The following is a 20,754-nucleotide window of genomic DNA, read 5'->3' as shown; positions in this document are numbered from 1 at the left end:
AGTTATTTGAAAATTCTATATAAATTATATGGTACCATTTCATTACAATGATACCATATTTAAATTTTTTAAAAAGTTTCTATTTGTTTAATGCTGATGTCAATTAAGTATGAATGACTATGAATCTATACCTGCAAGGTGCTCTTCTGTGAGGGTCATGGCCACTTTAGGGTTTCTGATAAATTCCAATATTAACTGTAATTGTCTTGTGGCATTTTCGTAGAGATCAATTTTGACTTTATTTTCAGTTGAAGTGTCAGCAGCTTTTTTCAGTATTTTAAGATTTACTGCATTGAGGAATCGTTCGGCTGGGTCAAGCTTTGTGGCAGCATTTGCGCGGGCGCCTATAAGATTTGCTTTTGCTTGTAATATTCCACTTGTGAACGCTGTTACTGCTGTTTGTTCTTTAGTTGTTTGTGCGTCAATTGCGGTTCCATATTTTTGGATCTTCGTCAGCCAATCAGAGTTTGTTAATTTCTCTTTTATCTCTCGTTTTAAAGTATCAAGCTTGCTTAGAGAGTCCTTAATGCTTTTTTTTGCTGCATACACTTGTTGGTTGATTTCTCGAAAATAATTCATATTGGTATCAGGATTAAATGCTTTGCTATAAACGGCCACCGCAGCTTGATTCGCCTCATCTTCTCCCTGTGTTATTTTGGTTTCTAATGCGGTAATGCCAGACTCGTCTTTGATTTTATTGAGTTGATCAGTTGCTTTTTTTAGTTCATTGAGCAAGCTAAAGTCGTTTTGTATTGCTGTATCAGTAATATTTTTAATTTGTTTTTTATACTGTGTAATTTGCTTGGTAATATTATCGATAACATTGGCTGCCTCTTGAGTGTTCATTGTTTGGTCATCTTGACTTAACGAAGCATCAACGGAGGTTTCTAATGAGTCTATTTGGTCTTTCTCTTGATAGAATAGACAGAGGCTTAGAACGGCAGCTGCGGGAGTTAAGATACTGAGCCATATTTTTTTCATGTTTTTCTCCTGATTTTCCCAATCATAACCATAAAGTAATTTTATTTCTTTTGTATTCTAGGTATTTTGGGTCTTACAAATCAATATCTCAGATAAAATCTATGAGATAGGCTGTTAAGTGCATCATAAAAATCAGTTGTTGGTTTTTTATACAGATCATAGTATTTTGATAGTTCTCTTGTAGTTGATAAGCACAACAGAGTTTAATATCTTTGTTTAATTTCTTTAAAAAATTGAAACAATACATAAAAAGGGTTGTAGTTATTATGAAGAAATGGACTAATTTATTATGTAAAATACATATACTATTTATTGTGTGCAGTAGTTATGCATTGTGTTTTGCTCGGCAAACCGTTGTGAGCAGTGAGCAAAAAAAGCAAACTCAAAAAAATAATGATACATTACCAGATAGGAATACTAAAGAAATGGCAACAGACATACAGAGCAATAACCCCGTGTATAAAAAGGTCCTTAAGAATGGCTTGACCATTTTAGTCCATTCGGCTCACAATATACCAAAAGTTTCATTACAAATTTGGTATAATGTTGGGTCTAAAGATGAAAAAAGTGGAGAAAAAGGTATTGCCCATTTAATTGAGCACATGATCTTTAAGGGCACAAAAAAACTTACAGAATCCGACATTAACATTGTTGCCCATATGCTTTCTGGCGGCATTAATGCATTTACTTCTTTTGACTATACCGGGTATTTGTTTAACTTTCCAACGCAACATTGGCAAGAAGCTTTACCAATAATGGCCGACTGTATGTTAAATTGTGCATTTAAGGATGATCATCTTAATTCTGAGATGAAGGCGGTTATTCAAGAATTAAAAATGTATAAAGATGATTATCAGTCAAGCTTAATAGAAGAATTAATTTCTGCTATTTTTCCTGATCACCCATACCATTATCCTATTATTGGCTATAAACAAGATTTATGGAATGTGCGAGGCGCTGATTTGGCCAAGTTCTATAAAAAACACTATGCACCTAACAACGCTACCTTAGTGGTTGTTGGTGATGTAGATGCCAACGAAGTGTTCTCTCTAGCTGAAAAATATTTTGGTGAAATTCCAGCTAACCCTACCTACAAAAAAGATAAACATTATCTTAACCAGGGTATATCTTCAAAGGCAGTTACACTTTATCGCGATGTACAACAACCATTGCAAGCTTTAGTTTTTGTTGTCCCTGGTATTGCGCAAAAAAATGAGCAAATTTTAGATTTAACTTCTTGGGTTTTAGGATCAGGCAAAAGCTCACGTTTATACAAAAAAATTGTTGATGAAGAACAATTAGCAACTTCACTATCAACTTCGTATTGGGATCTGTTTGATCATAGTCTTTTCTTTATTATGTATGAACCAAAAGATATGGCAGATGCTCCAATAATTCAAGCAATGATACAGGCGGAAATTGACGCTATTATTAAAGATGGCGTGAGCGAGCAAGAGTTGAGCCGTGCCGTTAAAAAAGCGCAAATGAAACTCTATAATGTTTTAGAAAACACTGAAAAACAAGCCTACTCAATTGGCAAGCATTACTTAGCCACGGGCGATGAAAACTATATCTTTAATTATCTCAAGAATCCTACACCAAAACTTGGGCAAGATATTAAGGAGTTGCTAGCAAACTACTTTAGGCCATCTGTTATGCATATGGGCACTGTATTGTCGCTCCCAGAAAGAGAAAAGCCTTTCTGGACAGCATTACAAAAGCATTCTGATGAAGAAGATCAAGAGATTTTGTCAGCTCGTACGCGCGATATACAGGTATAGAGCTTGCACAGGAAATTGAATCACGCGGCATGTCGTTTAATGCTATGCCGGGCACGGTTGCCATGAGTATGTTAGCCGGCGATCTTGAAAAAGGCCTAGAGATTTTAGAGGAAATTTTAAGTCGGGCTATTTTTAATAAAGACGAAATCGAAAAAGTTCGTGCACAAATTAATGCGGATATTAAAAACTTTTGGGATGAGCCATCATCTTTTGCTGGGCAGTTGATTCGTGAGCGTGTGTATAAGGGGCACCCTTATAGCAAGAACATGCTGGGGACAAAAGAATCAGTTGATTCAATAACCAGAAAAGACCTAGTAGATTTCTATAAAAAATACATTACACCTCATGGCGCTAAAATCGCTATCGTTGGTGATCTTAAAGGTTACGACCTTAAAAAAGTATTAGAAAAAACGATCGGCAAATGGCAAGGGCCAGAAGTTGAGAGCATTAACTTCCCGGAACTTGCGCCGCTTGAAGATGGGCAATTTAATTATCCTATCAACAGAGATCAGGTAGTGCTCTGCTACGCAGGACTTTCAATCGATAGAAAGCACCCTGACTATGATAAGTTGTTGTTGTTCGATCAAATTTTTGGATCAGGGGCTTTGGGCTCGCTGCATTCAAAATTGTTTCAACTACGCGAACAAACTGGATTGTTTTATACGATCAATGGATCGTTGATTGCCAATGCGGATGAACAACCAGGCATGGTTCTTGTCAAAACAATCGTGTCACTTGATCGATTAAAAGAAGCTGAAAAAGCAATTACCGACACTATGGTGAACGTTGCAGATACCATTACCGCCGAAGAGCTGGTCGAAGCACGTAACGCTGTAGTTAACTCTTTGATGAATAATTTTGAATCAAATCAAAGTACTGCGCGCACCTTCTTGTTCTTAGATCGTTTTAACTTTCCTGCTGATTTCTTTAATAATCGTGCAGCGCAACTTAAAAAAGTTGATTTGCCAGCGATGCTTGCAGCGGTAAATAAGGTGCTTAAGAAGGATGCCTTAATGACGTTGAGAATTGGTCGTGTTGATAAAGACACTACGGTTGCATAAGAGCCTTGAGGTTCTGAGCAGATTGTTGTAGTTGATTTTTTTCTTGTGCATTTAACGATAAAGGGAATAGTTCTACTATTCCCTTTTCTCCTATTACACAAGGAACACTCAAACAAACTCCCAAATCTTCTTGATAGCAAGAAACGGGAATAACTTGTTTTTGATTAAAGATGATACTTTCGCACAATGCGGTTGCACAACTTGCAATGCCATAAAAGGTCGACCCTTTACAACTAATAATATCATATGCTTTTTGTTTAGTTTGTTGCGCGACTTGTTCTAATTCATTACGCGATAGGCATTCTGAAATTGATTTGCCATCACAGTAAGCAGAAGACCATGCGGGAAATTGTGTATCCCCATGTTCTCCCAAAATGTAAGCATGGATCGATTTTGGTGCAACATTTAGTTTAAGACCCAGGGCGCCTTGTAGCCTTGTTGAATCTAAAAATGTTCCTGAACCAAAAATCTGGTTTCTTGGTAAAATATTTTTATTCTGAATGTGTTGTGTGAGAATATCAAGTGGATTGCTAATCACGATAATAATAGCGTTTTTATTTAATGATGCGAGGCCATCTACAATGGCATCCATCACTTTAAGATTAATTTTTAATAAATCAAGACGTGTTTGCCCTGGACTTTGTGCTTTACCTCCCGTAATAATAATAATGTCTGCCTGCGCTGCTTCTTGCAAGGTCGCATCTCTTACGATTGAAGTGGAACTGAAAGGGAGTACATCTGAAAGATCTAAAAACTCTCCCTTGCAACGTATCGGGTCGACATCAACTAATAAAATTTCCGCTGCAATATTTTTGAGCATTAATGCGTAGGCGGTTGTCGTTCCCACGCGTCCAGCACCAATGATAGCTATTTTGGAATGTTTCATTAGGCATCCTTTTTTAAGTACGTTACACTGTTAAGAGTATTATTACTCGCAGCATGTAGAACTTGCAAGAGAAGGTTTAAATGGAATCAACAATGCAGTTAACAAAAAAAGATATCGCATCGTTTCAAAAATTTATTTGGAATTTCTACGCAGCGAACGGTCGCCAGTTTGCTTGGCGCAACACGCATGATCCGTATGCTATTACTGTTTCAGAGATTATGTTGCAACAAACGCAAACACATCGTGTTGCACAAAAGTATGAGTTATGGTTAGCAGAATTTCCTGATTTTGAAAGTTTGGCACAAGCGCCATTGCGTGATGTATTAAGCGTCTGGCAGGGGCTTGGTTACAACCGACGTGCCATGGCATTACAAAAAATTGCACAACGCGTCATGACAGAATTTAACGGCGTATTGCCAGCAGATCCAGAAGTTCTGGTAACGTTTCCTGGCATTGGCAAAAATACCGCAGGTTCGATCTGTGCGTTTGCGTTCAATATGCCGACGGTATTTATTGAGACCAATATTCGTGCTGTGTATATTCACACTTTTTTTAAAGATAAAACCGAAATTTCTGACAAGGAATTGCAACCACTGATTGCGCAAACAGTAGATAGCAAAGCGCGTGAGTGGTATTATGCGTTGATGGATTACGGAGTGTTGCTTAAACAACAACATGCTAATCCGAGTAGAAAAAGTAAGCATCATGCAACGCAGTCAAAATTCGAAGGGTCCGATAGACAAGTACGTGGCATGGTGTTGCGCTATTTAACAGCGCAATCTATGAACATGGAACAACTCGTTGAAGCAACAAAAAAAGAGAGTATGCGTGTTGCAAAAATTGTTGAGCAGTTGTGTAATGAAGGATTTGTGAGAAAAAATAATGATGAGTATATGATTTCTTAACATTGCTTATATAGTTTTTTTGCTAGAACACTCTCTTTGGCATGCTCAACAATAGGCCGTGGATATTCTTTGATGGCCGGCGAGGTTAGCTTAAACCATAAATGAATAGTTTTGGCAGCAATGTTTTTGAGTTCCGGAATCCATTGTTTAATATATTCGCAGTTATTATCAAATTTTTTTTGTTGTAGCCATGGATTGAAAATTCTAAAATATGGTTGTGCATCACAACCCGTTGATGCGCACCACTGCCAATTGCCGTTATTAACTGCAGGGTCGTAATCAATCAGCTTTTGAGCAAAATATTTTTCGCCCCAGCGCCAGTCGATGTGTAAATCTTTTGTTAAAAACGATGCAACAATCATACGCACACGGTTATGCATAAACCCTGTTGCGTTAAGTTGCCGCATGCCAGCATCAACGATAGGAAATCCTGTTGTGCCTTGGCACCAGGCTGTAAACTTCTTTTTATCATTCTCCCACCACAGTGCATCATATTTTTTTTGGTACGAATGTCCAAAAACAAACGGTGAGTAATAGGCAACATGCGCAAAAAAATCCCGCCAATAAAGTTGTTTAACGAGTGTATGGTTTATACCAAGAGCTTCCTTAATGGCATAATACGCTTCACGGACTGAAACAGTCCCAAAAGCAAGGTGTGCTGACAAATGCGTTGTTGCTTCCAAGTTGGGATAGTCTCGTTCTTTGTCATAATCTTCGTAGTGTTTAAGATTTTTAAAGATTTTAAGGCCGTTATCCCTACCACCATGTGAATCAATGCGCGGGTTTTCTTCTTTAAGGATTATTTTGTAAATTTCAGTACCAACAGTCGAATCTATTTTTTTTGTATAGAAATTGGCCGTTTTGAATTTCTGTGGCTTGGCAACTGCATGAAATTTAGATGCATTTTTAAAAAATGGTGTAAATTTCTCGTATGGCCTGCCGCTTAATGATTTTACTGTATTCGGTTCATTTAATAAAAAATCGTGTGATAGCTCGCATGCTATGTTTGCCTTGAGGCATAATTCTTTAATAATCTCTTCTTGTTTTATGCTTGACGGAATGTAGCTCTTATTTAAAAAAATTGCGTCAATGGATTCGTGCTTAATAAGATCCTTAATGATAGTTTCTGTTTTGCCATTAAAGAGATGAAGTTTGCCCTGGTTCTCGTGTAGTTTGTTTTGTAAATTTTGTAGCGATTCAATCATAAATTGCAGAGCATTATTATTATTGAAAATCTCTGTGTTTGATTCTTGGTATTCATCAAAAATAAAACACAGGACAATGGATTCTGATTGCGCTGCAGCATTCAACAAACCGATATTATCATCGATTCTAAGGTCGTGTCTGAAAATAAATAATGATTTGTTATAGTTAAGTTTCATAATTTTATCTTATGGTAATGGTATTTCAAACATATTAAAATGTCCGACCATGAATGTCCAGTCTGCGGTTGCGACAATGCCTGTCAGAATACAGAGGCGAAGCGCGGCTAGAGCTCTGAGCAAGCTCTTATCAATGGTCCTTTGCTCTTCTTCCGCTTGTTGTTTGTCGTTTGATTGTGTTATCCAACCTTTTAAAGCTTTTGCAAATTGATACGATCCATAACAAAGTCCGCCCATGGTTGTTACGGCTGCGGTTGTTTGTAGTGATACTTTTACGATATTCTGCATTCTTGTTAATGAATAATCGAAGGCAGATATTTGAGGAGTTATGGTAATTAAAAGGAGATAAGCTAGAAATATTATAGAAGAACATATTTTATACATGGTATTCCTTTATGAGTTGTGATTAATTATGAAATCCTACGTAGATTATTAGTAACGTCATTAATAACATCAAGAATCTCTTGTATACTGTCAAATGTTGGGTACGAAGTTAATTGATAGATCATATGGTCGAGCGCATCATTAATATTTATCAAGGCGTTTCGATAAGTATTAATGCCTATTTTAAAGTTACCCCGAAACCTATAAAGTGTTTCTCCTAATCGTTTTAATGCCGGATTGATCCGTTGTAGTTGGGATAGTGTATAAGGTCCGTAAGCATCATAATAATCAGTAATATAGTCTTGCCATAGAGAACTGGCCCCATTGAGCATCACCTGCATGTCTATCAATAGATCTTGGCAATAATAACGATATTCTGGCGGAAATTTGGCAATAAAATGAACCATTTCATCAGCAATATCAAAAAGCATGTGGTCGGCAGATTCTGCCAGGCGATTAAATTCATGGTCGTAGGGACTTCGCTCAATGTAGCATATTTCTGGCTCAACAGAATATTCAATGAAAAAGGTGTTTGTTTGAGATGAACGAACGGAGGAAAAGAATAGTAATAATGCAAAAAAAGCTTTTGACATGTTTTCCCTATAATTTGAGTGCTGTTATTCTTCTAGATACGCTCGCAATCCTTTTACGGTCAATGCCATTGCACTTTCTGCATAAACTTTTGTCAGGAGCATGTTATTCGGCAATGGTTCTACCAAGTGACGGTCTTTAACGGGGTAGGTGAGTTGTATTTTTACACAATCTTCTTTTGAGATTTTTTGTGTTGCGGCCCACTTTTTTTTTATGTCTTCAACCACGCTCGATTTGGTTAGTGTGACAGATATAATAGTTGTTATGTCGCCTTGGCTATGTATGGGGATATATATAGAGACATCAGATTCTGTTTCCTGGTTTTTTGTTTCTTGCATGCTATAGAGAGGAAGAGTGCCGAGTAGGATAAGGTGGGCATATTTGAGCAACATGAGATCTTCCTTCATTAAGGGCCCACATATTTCTGACCTAAAGAAATATGTGGGCCTCATATCTTTTAGAAGCTATGACTTTCAAACATAGTAATCAATGAAATGTTACTATTTTATTTCGTAGGTGCCAATAAGTTCCCCTTGGGCGATTATATGATGCTTCATCGCGTCCACAACTTCTTGCTTTGTTGCACCGGCATGAAGGGAGAGTGTCACATTCAGCGCATAGAGTCTGAAAAAGTAGCGGTGAGGCCCCGAGCCGGCTGGTGGACAAGGGCCATCATATTTTTTATTTTTTGAGTCATTGATGCCTTCTTTGCCGCCGAGTGCGTGAATAGCAGCGCCAACATCAAGTCTGTGTACCGTGTGAGGAATATTAAATGCAACCCAATGAACCCATGCATCTTTATTTGGGTTCTTTGCACTTGGGGCATCTGGATCTTCTACGATGACTACGAACGTCTCCATTTTTGATGGAGCGCCTGTCCAAAATAGATTGGGCGAAATATTTTCGCCTTCGCAGGTAAAGCGTGTAGGAATTTGTTCACTATGCTTAAAGTCAGCACTTGTTAATTTCATTGTTCCACCTACTAATGATTGGTTGAGACAAAAATATACCAACAAAAATCCATAATACCATTTCATAATTTTTCCCATCTTTCGTCATTCTCTCATGCCAAATACTAGCATGGATAGATAGGCGATAGTCAAGGGAGACTTTCTGGGATTAAATAAATGGCTGAATTATTGCAAGTATTTTTTGATCAACTCTTGTAGGATTTTAGGGTTACCCTTGCCTTGTGTTTTTGCCATGGCTTGCCCAACAAAGAATCCAAAAAGTCTTTCTTTGCCTGATTTATAATCAGTAACAACCTGAGGATTAGTATCGATAATTTCTTTAACGATTTTTTCTAACTCTTCAGATGAACCGATTTGTTCCAGGCCTTTTTCTTTGACTATGTGGCTTGGATTGGCACCTGTTTGGGCAACAAGAGCGAATACTTCTTTAGCAGCAGTGTTGTTGATTTTACCTTGCTCAACAAGTTCAATGATTTCAGCCAACTTTTCAGGAGTGACTTTAAATTCATTCAAGGTAAGTTTGTACTCATTGAGGTAGCCAATAACGTCACGCAAAATCCAGTGCACAATTTGCTTGCTGGAAGATTTTTCTGCTGCTTTTTCGTAATAATTAGCGAGAGCTAAATCGTCAACGATAATGTCAGCTTCGTAGGTTGTAAGGCCTCTATCTTTGACTAGGCGTTCAAATTTTTGAGCAGGGAGTTCTGGCATGGTTTGCTTCATGCGGTCAATCCATGCTGAATCGATAGCAATTAATGGCAAATCAGGATCTTGGAAGTAGCGATAGTCAGCGGCTTCTTCTTTGCTACGCATAAGAACGGTTTCTTTTGCTTTGCTGTCCCATAATCTGGTTTCTTGGCGAACGCGTCCACCATTTTCTAGCAATTCAATTTGACGTTCGATTTCATGCTCAATAGCATCGCCAATAAATTTGAACGAGTTAATATTCTTAAGTTCAACCTTAGTGCCTAGTTGTGCCGCGCCTTTTTTGCGCACGGAAATATTGGTGTCGGCTCTAAATGCGCCATCTTCCATATTGCCAGAACAGATGTCTAAATAAAGTACTGTTGAGCGCCATGCTTTTAAGTATGATTTAACTTCTTGTGCGCTAGAAAGGTCAGGATAACTTACTGTTTCCAAAAGTGGCGTGCCAGCTCGGTTTAAATCGACAAAGCTTTCGCTGCTTGAAGCGTGAATGTTTTTACCCGCATCTTCTTCCATGTGAATGCGCGTCACCCGTATTTTTTTATCGGTGCCATCTTCCAAACGAATAGTAATATATCCTTCAGAGCAAATAGGCTGGTCGCTTTGTGTGGTTTGGTACCCTTTAGGCAAGTCAGGATAAAAGTAATGTTTACGGGCAAATTGGCATACGCTTGCGATGGTACTGTTTGTTGCGAGTCCGGCGAGAATCGCATAATCAAGAACTTGTTTATTGAGTACGGGCAACACACCAGGATGTCCAGCGCAGATTTGGCAAATATTAGTGTTTGGGTCTTTGACCACTTCATTGGCGCATGTACAAAATATTTTAGTTTTGGTGGTTAATTGGGTATGGACTTCCATGCCGATATTAACTTCGTACTCTGGATAACGGTCGAGAACAGATGCGGTTTTTGCCACGGTATATGCCTTTTTACTAGTACCACTGTGCCTACTGAGAGGGGAGATGGTATTTTAAAGATTGCTTAGATCGAATCTAAGTTACTGTATCATTTTTTTTCGATTTTGTACTGAGAAAGTGCAAGTTTCTTGTCATCCTGGATTGCAATTTTGCAGGTAAAGTTTTTTTCAAGATACAGAATTGCATTGTATTCAGTATTGCTGATATAGGTAAACATATCAGAATTTACGGTCAACGTAATCTCTTGCGGCTTTTGAGCTTGAAGGAATTCTTTAACCTTTCTGAGGATCCAATAGCATTCAGTTTGCAGCGACTTAATAAATCCAGAACCTTTGCAGGTAGGACAATCATGAGTCAACTCTTGTACCAATGTTTTTCCTGAGCGCTTACGCGTCATTTGCACAAGGCCAAACTCAGAAACTTTGAGTACAACTGATTGGAATTTATCTTGTTCTTTAAGGTTCTTCTCAAAAAACTTGAACAGCTTTTGTCGGTTGCCCGATATCGCCATGTCGATAAAATCAATAACAATCAAACCACCAATGTTGCGCAAGCGAAGTTGGCGTACAACTTCTTCAGCAGCCTCAAGGTTGGTTTTAAATATGGTTTCTTCCATGTTGCTTTTGCCAACAAACTTGCCGGTGTTAACGTCAACAACGGTCATAGCTTCTGTTGATTCAATAATGAGTGAGCCGCCAGATTTCAGTTCTACTTTTTTATTGAGTACTGCTTCAATTTGTTTTTCGATATTAAAATGCTCAAATAAAGGCATAGCGCCATCATAAATTTTTACTTTATGGGAGTATTCAGGTGCTATGTTTTTTACAAATTTATAGATGGCATTTTGGTCTAGTTTGGTGTCGGCAATAACAAATTCAACATCATCGTCGAGGTTATCACGGACCACTTGCAGGGTAAGATCAAGGTCTTCGTGCAATTTTTCTTTAGGTTCAGCGGTCTCGAATTTCTTTTGAATGTCGTTCCATGTCTGGATCAAGAAGTCAAGATCTTTACCAATTTCTGTTGCGTTGCGATTTTCTGATGTGGTACGAATAATCGCACCCATGGTGTCAGGCAAATGATTTTTGACGATGTCTTTGAGTCTGTTGCGTTCTTCGCGGTCTTCAATCTTTTTAGAAACACCGATGCGTGGAATATTAGGCATCAATACAGCAAAACGTCCTGGAAGGGTAAAGCAGGTGGTTAACTTTGCTCCTTTTTCATAGACCGGTTCTTTGCTGACTTGGACTAGGATAGGGTCGCCTTCACGTAAAATTTTGCTGATATCAAGCGGTTGCCTGCTTGATGGGCGCTCTACTCTTTCGCCATCATCCATTTGAATGTGTTTACTGATCTTTTCTATTGCTAGTTCGCGATCAATCTCTGAAATATGGAGAAATCCTGCGCGATCTTGGCCAATTTCTACAAAAGCGGTTTGAATTCCTGGCAGTACTTTGGTAATAATGCCCTTGAAAAATATGCGCTCAAGGTTCTCAGTTGCATGCGCTGAAAAGTAAATGTTTTGTAGCGCTTCATCCTTGGTTATTGCTATACGCGTTTGCCAGGGGTTATTATTAATTAATATTTTTTTCATTAATTTCCGTTGGTAATTTTCATTTTTATAGTCCCATCAATTTTTACAAATCGAGACATTCGTGTAGCTTATATTAGGTTGTCTTGTCTTTATTATACAAAATATAATGTATAATGAGTAGAAAAATGACTAAAAATGTGATAAAGTGCTGTTGATATGAACTATATTGATAACAAAGTCTACTGATGATGCAGAGGAAGCTATGAAGAACACAGGGTCATTATTTCTAGTAATTTTATTACTAAGCGTGTCTGGTTGCCAAAAGAATAAGTCAAAAGCAAAAAACAAATCTCAAGTATCATCAAGCATTGATATACCAACAGCAGATGGTAGCATCAGCAGCTTTTTTGATGAAGAGTTGGGCGAATTTGCTTTAGTTGATGGCATTGCAACAAAAATTGATGCTTCAACCCCTAAAGCTGGTGATTTCACTTGGGAAGATGCAGAACAAAAACAATTCAAGGTAGTATACTTTGACTTTGATCGTTACAACATTAAAGATGATCAAAAAAATAGCGTTGCTCACAACGTTAATGAAATTAAGAAATCAATGGAAGAGTCAGAAAAACGTGGCGTAGATCCATTAGTTTACATTGATGGCCACGCTGACCATTCAGCTGGTTCAGCTACCTATAACCTTGCGCTATCAGAAAAACGTGCTGCGGTTCTTCGTGATGCATTGGTAGTAAAAGGTATTCCAAAAGAAAACATTAAGATTATTGGTCGCGGAAAAGAAGTTCCAGCGATGCTTAATGGCAAACCAGTTACTGGTGACAGAAAAGAACAATGGCCAAACAGACGTGATGAAGTTCGCGTAATGGTTGGTTAATTTCTAACTTTTTAGAGATTATATAAATAGGGCAATGAGTTTTATCTCATTGCCCTATTTTTTGTTTTGGTTTTCTCTGATTACAATTCTAAGCCCATAATGTAGTCGTCGCATGGAGTGTCATTAATTTTCATGATATCTTGTGTGACGGTGTTTTCAATAATGAAGCCTAATTTTTTATATAAGCCAATTGCTCGCTCATTATTTGAACTTACTTGAAGCTGCAATTTTGTGAGATTGTTAGTTTTTGCCCATTCTATGGCCGTCATTATCATATGGCGCCCTATAGATAAGCCCCAGTATTTTTTACTGACTGAAATCCCAATATCGCCAATCGAAGTCAAAGGAACATCTTTGGAGCGTTGCAGAAACAACTGCGAGGCAATTTCACCATTGACCCTACCAACAAGCATCAAGCAAATATTAAATTCCAAACTTTCTACAATCGTTTGTTGTTCTTCTGCCAGAGAAAGTGGAAAACCATTGAGTCCAAAGGTTAAAAAATCTGTTTCCCCACCCACCATATTGAGAAATTCAATAATGGCAGCGGCGTCGTCAACGCTCGGTCTAGAAATAACGAGATTGGTGTCGGGAGCGAGAGTGATTGTTTTTAATATATGCTCCATGCAATTGGTCCTTTAACCTAAAGTGATCGATTTGTATTTTTTTGTGGTGAAATTAGAGAGCAATAAGTACTTATTAAGGTTCATTATAGCAAATAAACAGGTTTTGCACCTGAACTTTAAATTATAGCTTTAATGAGTTTTTTGATTTCATCGCCACCATGTTTTTTTTCAAAGATAACGAGATTATTTTTATATAAACCTAGTTGAGTTGCAGGAGGCATAAGTATATAAGTTACCAGTTGTGTCAATTGAGTAAAATCGGTGATATTGGTGCCAAACCCATGTTTTTTTATAAAATCATGATTATATGCTTCCCAGGTGAGAATGGATGATGTTGCATCTAATATCATTGGTAGATTCATATAGATTGCTTCATTCACACTTACTGATCCAGATTTTGTAATAAGAAGATCGGCTATTGCCATGAGATCTGAGACTCGATCGGTAAATGCTATCATCGATACCGTTATATACTTGGGAAACGTGATAGATTGAACAGCTTCTTTTGAAAGCGCTTCTTTGCCCAAACACAGAATAAGATGAGCAGGAAATGAAAGTTGTGCGAGTTGTTGCGCAAATTCATAAAGTGCTTGCGAGCCAAGAGATCCCAATATTACAAGAATGACAGGTTTGTCTTTTGTGATTTTATACTGATTTTTGATAGCATCTTTATCTTTTGGTTCAAAAAATTCTGGCCCTACTACAAATCCTGTAATGTCATACATGGAAGACGGAATTTTTGCTTGAGCAAGCTCGTTCTTTTCTTGTGCATCATCAAAAGGCAAAGCAATCTTAAATTTTTTATAGGTTGGTTTTTTTATGTTGATGATAAAGGTGTCGAGATCAAGATCCGTGGGAACCAGAAGAAAAGGAATGTTTTTTTGTTGTGCAACATCAAGAATAAAGCTGTTAACCAGTGGCGCAACGGAAATAATAAGATCGGGCTTTGTTTGCGTAAAGTAGTTTTTGAGGAGCGTGTGTATTTTAGTTCGCGCAATGGTGTTAAAGAACCAAGCAGCAGGCTTAAACATAAAGTTAAGGAAGCGATACCATTTTTTGGCGGTGTAATAATTATAGATACCCACATAGGTTAATCTTCCACCAGTAAGATAGTTGGTAAGATCAAGTGGCCCTAGAACATCGTTAAACACATCGTTGATTTCTATGGTATATGTATCATCTAGGTACTTTTTTAAAGCATTTGAAACGGCAGTGTGGCCGCCTCCACCAGTAGAAGTAAAAATTATTATTTTTTTCATAACCCACCATTGTTTTATCCCCAGAAAACCTTACGTTTTTTCAAGACTGTGATTATGGGCTAAAGCCCTTTTTCCAGGGGTCCCCTAAACCACGGCTTTTTAGCCGTGTGTGGGGCTAGTTCAATAACTCATCCATTTTTTATAGCATGACATAGTGGTGGAGTAGAATGCTAGAGCATTGATTTAATAAGATTTTTTACTTGGTTGCCGCCATGCTTTTTTTGCAACAAGGCGAGATTGTTTTGGTACGATGCAAAGATGGCAGAATTTTTTAATAGTTGGGTGACAAGAGTTGCTAAGTTGTTTTCTTTCATTACCGAAGTACCAAGTTTGTGACGTTGTACAAAGCGATGATTTGCTTGTTCCCAGGCTAGTATTTTTGTGGTAGCATCCAGAATCATTGGTAGCTCAGTATATATTGATTCGCAGACACTAACGGATCCAGATTTAGTAATAAGAATGTCTGCCATTGCCATTAAATCAGAGATGCGGTGGGTAAAACCTACAGTGACTTTAGTGATATGGTTAGGGAACCGCAAAGCATCAATTTTATTTTTAATTTCAACTTGCCTACCGGTGCAGATTATGAGGTTAACGGGAAAAGAAAGCTTTCCCAGTTCTTGTGTAAATGAATATAAGGATTGTAATCCTACAGCGCCAAGCAAGAGCAGCACAGTGGGCTTATCTTCTTCTAATTTAAATTCCCTTTTGAGTAATGAGCGATTTTTGGGCTCAAAAAAATCGGGACGGACTACAAATCCAGTAATGTGTGTTGTTTTTTCTTCTATTTTTGCTTGGGAAAGTCTTGCACGGGCTTCTTCGTCTTCAAAAGCTAGAGCTATTTTAAATTTTTCGTAGGCTGGGCTTTTGATGCCTTCAAGGAAAGTGGTAATATCTAAGTCAGTAGGTATAAGTAAAAAAGGAATGTTGAGTTCTTGGGCAACACATAAAATACTGTTATTGATTATGGGAATCACCGAGATAATAATGTCCGGTTTTTGCTCTTGAATGTAGGTTTTTAATAATTTTTTAACTTTTGTGCGGCGCAAATTAAAGAAAATTGCGCCAAGGGAGTAGTAAAAATTAAGAAAGCCATACCATTTGAGTGGCATGAAGTAGTTGTATACATCTTCCCCTGAACCTTTTCCAAAAGAAAATGTTTTAATAGGGTCAAGAGATCCAAGTACCTGGCTAAAAACATTGGTGACGACTATTTCATATTCATTACTTAAATAGCCGGTTAAAGCATTTGCAACTGCAGTATGGCCACCGCCGCCATAAGAACTAAAGATAACAATTTTTTTCATTGCCAATGCCCTAATAATCTTTAATTTTTAATATCTTGTTTATTATTTATTTTCCAACGCAAAATTCTCTAAAAACTGCATCCATACCTTGTTCGCTAATAGTTTTTCCTGTTAATTCACAAAGGAATGCCAATGCGTCATTGAGGTGATAAGACAATAATTCATATGCCGGCGATTCATGTAATAACATGCTGTCTATTTCTAGTAAGCGCTTTTCAAGATCAATGAGCAAATTGTAATGCCGCTTGTTGAGTAAAAATGGCGACTCGTTTTTTTCTAGCAAAGCAGTTATTGTTGAGGAAATTTTTTCTTCGACCTTGGCAACAGCAATTGCATCATTGCTTGATAATGCTATGACGCCAGATAGCTGAGCGATTAATTCATTGTAATGAGCAGGCAAATCGGCTTTATTTTGTATGATAATAGTTTTGTGTTGATATTTTTCCAACAACTCTTTGTAGACGATCTGCTCATCGCCACTTATGGTTCGTGATCCATCAAAAACTAAGAGAATAATATCAGCGAGTTGCGCCTCTTGGCCAGATCGCTTAATGCCTTCTTTTTCAATAATATCATTGGTTTGCCGCAGTCCTGCTGTGTCGATAAGTGTCCAATAAGAATTATCTTTATAAACACCAGCTTCAATAACATCACGTGTTGTGCCTGCAATGTTGGTAACAATAGCGCGTTCTTTGTGAAGTAAAGCATTAAAGAGTGAAGATTTTCCAGCATTCACCGATCCAATGATAGCAATGCGGACACCTTGTCGAATATGCAATTGCTGGTCAAATGTTTTTTTTATTACGGTGATAGTCTGTAGTGTTGAGCTAATCATTTGTTTAATCTGATTAGAAAATGTCATCTCTTCATCAATAAATTCAAAGCTTGCTTCTGAAAACGCGAGTGCTTTAATTAAAGTTTTTTCGATAGCGAAAATCCAGCTGGAAAAACTACCTTCAAGTTGTGCAAGCGATTTTTTGAGAGCCATTTGAGTGTTGGCATGAATCAATTCATTGATTGCTTCTGCCTGGATAAGGTCAATTTTATCATTAAGTACAGCGCGCTTAGTAAACTCACCTGCTTGTGCAAGGCGTGCTCCGTGAGCGAGTGCTTGATCTATAATTTCTTGAATAATAAATGGATTGTTGTGGCAGGTTATTTCTACAACATCTTGACCGGTAAACGTTTTTGGCCCTTGCATAATGGTAAACATTACTTGGTCAATATGATTGCCCTGAGCGTCAATAATAAAGCCAAAATGCACGGTGTGCGTAGGGAGCGATAGTAATGATTTGCCGGAGGCAAGCTTACTGATTTTTGAGGCGACAGAAATAGCGTGGGTGCCAGAAATGCGTAAAAGCGCAATCGCACCAGATCCGTTTGGTGTACATTGCGCTATAATCACTTGGTCATCATGACTCAAGATCATGCATTGCTCATCAAGATTACTTTTAAGCCTTTGAGAGGACGTTTGAATTTTTGGCGCAAGGCTTGCATAATTAAGTATGCCCAGCTACGGAATAATGTTTTTTCTTTCTCGCCACCTTGAGTGATTTGTCCAGCGAAGTTTAATTTAAGCGCATAGCGGTCAACTTCTACCGTAAACTGAATGTTTTCAAGGTTTAATATGCGTAACGAGTCCTTAACCCATTCTTGTGCAGCTGCAACTAATTCATCATTCCAAGGTGAAGATGTAGGGTGTTTCTTTGCTTGTTTATCAGCAAATGGTTGATCTTCTCTGACTTGTGGTTGAGCTGGTTGCGAAAATTGAGAAGGTTGCGGCCTTTGTGGCTGCGGTTTTCTTGCTTGCGGCTGCGATTGTGGTTGTTGTTGTGGGCGTTCTTTGAATGAAGGCTTATTGTTTGTTTGATAGGTTGGTTGCTCTTGAAAAAAGAGCCCTATTTTTGCTGGTTTGGTGGTAAGACCGATGAAGTTTTTTTCAGCTTCTTCAAATACTTTGACCGTAAACTCTTGAGGTTTTCCTGCGCGAGCCCAGCCTTTTTCTATTGCTTTGGCAATTGATGATGCTTCTTCCATAATTGATTTCATAGGGATAACCTTTCTCTGTCGTTTGATATAGTCATCAAACAATATATTGGTACAAGGAGCTGACCTTCTTGAGGAATAGGCTCCAACAAAATAATAATAATTACTGTATATCATGTATTGAGGGAATGTATAGGTTTAACCTTAAACCCAACTCAATGAATTTTTTGGAGCGGGAAACGGGACTCGAACCCGCAACCTTTGCCTTGGCAAGGCAACGCTCTACCAATTGAGCTATTCCCGCAAAACTACACGCATGGTGTAATGATTAGAAATGTAGCACAAGAATAGAGTTTGTCAATAAAATATGGCAAAAAGGGGTTGATGGCGGGTTATTTTTCCTTTTTGGATTTGTTGTATTATGCTCAAAGGATTCAATTTTGGGTTCATTAGTTTTATGAGAACAACCAGCTCATCCCGCCGTCTTCCCTGAAGGTAGCGAGCTTTGCGAGCGAACTTGAAGGGCATTCCCTTCGCAAATTTATTTATATACATAAAGGAGTACAAACGATGATTACATCTATAAGTGGTACTATAAAAAATATTCAAGAACAAGCGGTTGTAGTAGAAGTGGGCGGCATAGGTTTGCAGGTTCAAGTGCCTCATGAGTCACTGTTTCAGGTTGGTCAAGCGGCACAGCTTCATGCCTATATGCATTGGAATCAAGAGCAAGGGCCGTCTCTCTTTGGGTTCAGTACCGAGCTTGAAAAAGCTGTGTTCCTGCTCATTATTGACTGCTCGGGCATAGGCCCTAAAATTGGGCTAGCTGCTTTAGGTTCTTTGGGAGCAGAGCGGTTTATAGAAATCGTACAGTCGGGTGATGAGCGAGGATTGAGCAAGGTGAGTGGCATTGGACCTAAAAAGGCTGAGCAAATGATTGTGCAACTTAAACATAAGGTCGCTAAGTTGCTTGACAAGGGAATGAAGATTGCCGGTTCAGCGCAGGTTACCGATTGGCAAAACCTTCAAGAAGTTCTTGAGTCGCTGCATTATTCTCGTCCAGAAATTTCTGCTGCGATGCGTCACTTGCGTGAGTCGACTACTGAAGTTACTGTTCCTTTTGACCAAATGATGCGTAAGGCATTGTCATTTTTGGCAAAGAAAACATAGAGAAAGTTTTTAGCCGGGTTTTGTGAGAACTAGGTTGTAGGTTTTATTATGGTATCGATTAATGAGCCGGATTTTTTCCAGCTTACTATAGCGCCATGAGCTCTCTTTTGTGTAAGGTCGCCGCCGTATACCAGATGGCCAGAGCTAGCGTCAGTTTCTGTTAATTCGTACCATTTCCCTAAGCCCTTGAATAGGTCAGAGCTCATTGTTTCTACTGACTTAATTTCTATAGGAACAGGCTTTGTTGCATGTTCAACTATACAATCTATTTCAATATACCCATTTTTATCGCGCCAAAAATAAAGTGATGGATTAGAGCCGGTATTATAAAATTGTTTGTAGAAATCTGAAACAATCATGCATTCAAATAAGTGCCCTTTCCATGGACTAAGATTCAGCTCTTCGGGTGTTTTGATGCCCAAAAGAGAACATGCAACTCCCGTATCATAAAAGAATAACTTTGGCGTTTTTATAACGCGTTTAGTAAAGTTTTCATGATAGGGCATAAGCGTGTACATAATGTAACTTGCTTCAAGTATTGAAATCCATTGATTAACTGTTTTTTGATTTATGCCACAATGCATTGCCAAATCAGAAACATTCAGCAGTTGTCCAACGCGAGCGGCGCACAATTGTATAAATTTTCTGAAAGTTCTTAGGTTTTCAACATTAACCAGTTGTCGTACATCCCGTTCGACATATGAATGAATGTAGGAAGGATAAAACTCATCAGGGGTGAATGGATCAGTATACATTCTGGGATAGCTTCCCTTGACGAGCGCTTCATTAACATTGTTCGGCAATAATGTGCTGTCGCTCAGTTCATGCAAGGACAGAGGAAGCAACGTTAAAATCCCAATTCTACCAGCAAGTGATTGCGTAATGGCTTGGTTCATTAAAAAGTTTTGAGATCCGGTCAAAACAAAATAACCGGGCCTTTTTTTTTCATCAGATTCAAGTTGTATGTAAGAAAGTATTTGTGGCACATACTGAAATTCATCGAGAATAATGCCATGTGCATTGCTATGCGTTGTTAAAAATCCACGTGGATCAGTAGTGGCAAAGTCTTGTGTATCTGGATCTTCAAAGTTGAGATATTTATGATTTTTAAAAACATCTCTTGCTAGAGTTGTTTTACCCGATTGGCGAGGGCCAAAAATTCCTACTACGGGAAATTTGGTAAAACGTAATAACGCATTTATTAAATCTCTTTTTATCATTGTTTCTCCCATGCTAATTAAGTAGTCTACTACCACACTAGCATAATCACTCAGGCAAGGTCAATTGATTTATTGTGCTAATTAAGTAGTTGAGTACTCAATTAGCATAGCTTTAATCGGGGGGGATTTTTTTGAGGACAAAGAAAGTATAGAGAAAATCCTTGGCACTGGTATGCTTTCAAGGTTAAATAAGCGAG

20 protein-coding genes and 1 tRNA gene are annotated in these 20,754 nt (G+C 38.2%); 5 read left to right on the top strand and 16 right to left on the bottom strand.

The features are described 5' to 3' along the window. Positions 1–117: 117 nt before the first annotated feature. Entirely contained in the window at positions 118–981 is an 864-nt protein-coding gene (locus tag NTX86_05635; GenBank protein ID MCX5922776.1) for a hypothetical protein, read from the bottom strand. Between the two features lie 266 nt (positions 982–1,247). On the opposite strand from NTX86_05635, the gene NTX86_05630 reads away from it, so the two are divergent. Together NTX86_05630 and NTX86_05625 are read left to right on the top strand one after the other, a co-directional pair. Next, a complete protein-coding gene (locus NTX86_05630) occupies positions 1,248–2,762 on the top strand; it encodes a pitrilysin family protein (GenBank protein MCX5922775.1) in 1,515 nt (504 codons plus the stop codon). A gap of 29 nt (positions 2,763–2,791) precedes the next feature. Next, positions 2,792–3,823: a pitrilysin family protein gene (locus tag NTX86_05625; protein ID MCX5922774.1), complete on the top strand. Its 1,032-nt coding sequence runs from the start codon at positions 2,792–2,794 to the stop codon at positions 3,821–3,823. Here NTX86_05625 and NTX86_05620 read toward each other — a convergent pair. After that, positions 3,810–4,709, bottom strand: coding sequence for an L-lactate dehydrogenase (locus NTX86_05620; protein MCX5922773.1), 900 nt, complete (start codon positions 4,707–4,709; stop codon positions 3,810–3,812). The two genes, NTX86_05625 and NTX86_05620, sit on opposite strands and share 14 nt — an antisense overlap. A 92-nt stretch (positions 4,710–4,801) precedes the next feature. Between NTX86_05620 and NTX86_05615 the strand changes: the two genes are divergently transcribed. Then, a complete protein-coding gene (locus NTX86_05615) occupies positions 4,802–5,614 on the top strand; it encodes an A/G-specific adenine glycosylase (GenBank protein MCX5922772.1) in 813 nt (270 codons plus the stop codon). On the opposite strand, the gene NTX86_05610 is transcribed toward NTX86_05615, so the two are convergent. The 7 genes from NTX86_05610 to NTX86_05580 form a co-directional block, all read right to left on the bottom strand. Further along, positions 5,611–6,996: a deoxyribodipyrimidine photo-lyase gene (locus tag NTX86_05610; protein ID MCX5922771.1), complete on the bottom strand. Its 1,386-nt coding sequence runs from the start codon at positions 6,994–6,996 to the stop codon at positions 5,611–5,613. The two genes, NTX86_05615 and NTX86_05610, sit on opposite strands and share 4 nt — an antisense overlap. 9 nt (positions 6,997–7,005) lie before the next feature. Further along, positions 7,006–7,380 (bottom strand): hypothetical protein, encoded by a 375-nt coding sequence (locus NTX86_05605; GenBank protein ID MCX5922770.1) that lies wholly within the window; start codon positions 7,378–7,380, stop codon positions 7,006–7,008. 26 nt (positions 7,381–7,406) lie between these two features. Then, positions 7,407–7,973, bottom strand: coding sequence for a hypothetical protein (locus NTX86_05600; protein MCX5922769.1), 567 nt, complete (start codon positions 7,971–7,973; stop codon positions 7,407–7,409). Between the two features lie 24 nt (positions 7,974–7,997). Beyond that, complete coding sequence (locus NTX86_05595; protein MCX5922768.1) at positions 7,998–8,363, bottom strand: hypothetical protein; 366 nt, start codon at positions 8,361–8,363, stop codon at positions 7,998–8,000. A gap of 108 nt (positions 8,364–8,471) precedes the next feature. After that, the gene (locus NTX86_05590; GenBank protein MCX5922767.1) at positions 8,472–9,008 is read right to left on the bottom strand and encodes a YbhB/YbcL family Raf kinase inhibitor-like protein; all 537 of its coding nucleotides are present in this window, start codon (positions 9,006–9,008) and stop codon (positions 8,472–8,474) included. 99 nt (positions 9,009–9,107) lie between these two features. Next, positions 9,108–10,565: an Asp-tRNA(Asn)/Glu-tRNA(Gln) amidotransferase subunit GatB gene (gene gatB, locus NTX86_05585; protein ID MCX5922766.1), complete on the bottom strand. Its 1,458-nt coding sequence runs from the start codon at positions 10,563–10,565 to the stop codon at positions 9,108–9,110. Positions 10,566–10,654: 89 nt separating this feature from the next. Then, positions 10,655–12,160 carry an Rne/Rng family ribonuclease gene (locus NTX86_05580; protein ID MCX5922765.1) on the bottom strand — a complete coding sequence of 502 codons (1,506 nt, stop codon included), beginning with the start codon at positions 12,158–12,160 and terminating at the stop codon, positions 10,655–10,657. A 202-nt stretch (positions 12,161–12,362) separates the two neighbouring features. On the opposite strand from NTX86_05580, the gene NTX86_05575 reads away from it, so the two are divergent. Next, positions 12,363–12,989, top strand: a complete 627-nt coding sequence (locus tag NTX86_05575) for an OmpA family protein (GenBank protein ID MCX5922764.1) — start codon at positions 12,363–12,365, stop codon at positions 12,987–12,989. A gap of 80 nt (positions 12,990–13,069) precedes the next feature. Here the strand turns inward: NTX86_05575 and NTX86_05570 are convergent, their stop codons facing one another. From NTX86_05570 to NTX86_05545, 6 genes are all read right to left on the bottom strand, one after another. Further along, a complete protein-coding gene (locus tag NTX86_05570; GenBank protein ID MCX5922763.1) occupies positions 13,070–13,615 on the bottom strand; it encodes a GNAT family N-acetyltransferase in 546 nt (181 codons plus the stop codon). Between the two features lie 116 nt (positions 13,616–13,731). Beyond that, entirely contained in the window at positions 13,732–14,874 is a 1,143-nt protein-coding gene (locus NTX86_05565) for a glycosyltransferase (protein ID MCX5922762.1), read from the bottom strand. Between the two features lie 170 nt (positions 14,875–15,044). Further along, on the bottom strand, positions 15,045–16,181 hold the full coding sequence (locus tag NTX86_05560; protein ID MCX5922761.1) for a glycosyltransferase: 1,137 nt from the start codon (positions 16,179–16,181) through the stop codon (positions 15,045–15,047). Between the two features lie 46 nt (positions 16,182–16,227). Next, positions 16,228–17,610, bottom strand: a complete 1,383-nt coding sequence (gene mnmE, locus NTX86_05555) for a tRNA uridine-5-carboxymethylaminomethyl(34) synthesis GTPase MnmE (protein ID MCX5922760.1) — start codon at positions 17,608–17,610, stop codon at positions 16,228–16,230. Continuing rightward, positions 17,607–18,230, bottom strand: a complete 624-nt coding sequence (locus NTX86_05550) for a hypothetical protein (GenBank protein MCX5922759.1) — start codon at positions 18,228–18,230, stop codon at positions 17,607–17,609. The genes mnmE and NTX86_05550 overlap by 4 nt, the downstream gene beginning before the upstream one ends. A 165-nt stretch (positions 18,231–18,395) precedes the next feature. Next, positions 18,396–18,471, bottom strand: a tRNA-Gly gene (locus NTX86_05545). A gap of 266 nt (positions 18,472–18,737) precedes the next feature. Between NTX86_05545 and ruvA the strand changes: the two genes are divergently transcribed. Continuing rightward, positions 18,738–19,337, top strand: coding sequence for a Holliday junction branch migration protein RuvA (gene ruvA / locus NTX86_05540; protein MCX5922758.1), 600 nt, complete (start codon positions 18,738–18,740; stop codon positions 19,335–19,337). A gap of 29 nt (positions 19,338–19,366) precedes the next feature. Here ruvA and NTX86_05535 read toward each other — a convergent pair whose 3' ends face one another. Next, a complete protein-coding gene (locus NTX86_05535) occupies positions 19,367–20,557 on the bottom strand; it encodes an ATP-binding protein (GenBank protein MCX5922757.1) in 1,191 nt (396 codons plus the stop codon). Positions 20,558–20,754 lie beyond the last annotated feature (197 nt).

The sequence above is a fragment of the Candidatus Dependentiae bacterium genome, from assembly GCA_026389015.1.
Lineage (GTDB): Bacteria > Babelota > Babeliae > Babelales > Vermiphilaceae > JAPLIR01.
Note: the sequence above shows the minus strand (reverse complement) of the source record. Positions and strands in the feature narration are given on the sequence as shown.

Excerpts from the sequence above, each read along its gene's own strand:
- NTX86_05560 (MCX5922761.1), bottom strand. The coding sequence starts at position 16,181 with ATGAAAAAAATTGTTATCTTTAGTTCTTATGGCGGCGGTGGCCATACT.
- NTX86_05595 (MCX5922768.1), bottom strand. The coding sequence starts at position 8,363 with ATGTTGCTCAAATATGCCCACCTTATCCTACTCGGCACTCTTCCTCTC.
- NTX86_05590 (MCX5922767.1), bottom strand. The coding sequence starts at position 9,008 with ATGAAATGGTATTATGGATTTTTGTTGGTATATTTTTGTCTCAACCAA.
- NTX86_05600 (MCX5922769.1), bottom strand. The coding sequence starts at position 7,973 with ATGTCAAAAGCTTTTTTTGCATTATTACTATTCTTTTCCTCCGTTCGT.
- NTX86_05635 (MCX5922776.1), bottom strand. The coding sequence starts at position 981 with ATGAAAAAAATATGGCTCAGTATCTTAACTCCCGCAGCTGCCGTTCTA.
- NTX86_05535 (MCX5922757.1), bottom strand. The coding sequence starts at position 20,557 with ATGATAAAAAGAGATTTAATAAATGCGTTATTACGTTTTACCAAATTT.
- mnmE (MCX5922760.1), bottom strand. The coding sequence starts at position 17,610 with ATGATCTTGAGTCATGATGACCAAGTGATTATAGCGCAATGTACACCA.
- NTX86_05570 (MCX5922763.1), bottom strand. The coding sequence starts at position 13,615 with ATGGAGCATATATTAAAAACAATCACTCTCGCTCCCGACACCAATCTC.
- NTX86_05615 (MCX5922772.1), top strand. The coding sequence starts at position 4,802 with ATGCAGTTAACAAAAAAAGATATCGCATCGTTTCAAAAATTTATTTGG.
- NTX86_05620 (MCX5922773.1), bottom strand. The coding sequence starts at position 4,709 with ATGAAACATTCCAAAATAGCTATCATTGGTGCTGGACGCGTGGGAACG.
- NTX86_05575 (MCX5922764.1), top strand. The coding sequence starts at position 12,363 with ATGAAGAACACAGGGTCATTATTTCTAGTAATTTTATTACTAAGCGTG.
- NTX86_05580 (MCX5922765.1), bottom strand. The coding sequence starts at position 12,160 with ATGAAAAAAATATTAATTAATAATAACCCCTGGCAAACGCGTATAGCA.
- NTX86_05565 (MCX5922762.1), bottom strand. The coding sequence starts at position 14,874 with ATGAAAAAAATAATAATTTTTACTTCTACTGGTGGAGGCGGCCACACT.
- NTX86_05625 (MCX5922774.1), top strand. The coding sequence starts at position 2,792 with ATGTCGTTTAATGCTATGCCGGGCACGGTTGCCATGAGTATGTTAGCC.
- NTX86_05630 (MCX5922775.1), top strand. The coding sequence starts at position 1,248 with ATGAAGAAATGGACTAATTTATTATGTAAAATACATATACTATTTATT.
- NTX86_05605 (MCX5922770.1), bottom strand. The coding sequence starts at position 7,380 with ATGTATAAAATATGTTCTTCTATAATATTTCTAGCTTATCTCCTTTTA.
- ruvA (MCX5922758.1), top strand. The coding sequence starts at position 18,738 with ATGATTACATCTATAAGTGGTACTATAAAAAATATTCAAGAACAAGCG.
- NTX86_05550 (MCX5922759.1), bottom strand. The coding sequence starts at position 18,230 with ATGAAATCAATTATGGAAGAAGCATCATCAATTGCCAAAGCAATAGAA.
- NTX86_05610 (MCX5922771.1), bottom strand. The coding sequence starts at position 6,996 with ATGAAACTTAACTATAACAAATCATTATTTATTTTCAGACACGACCTT.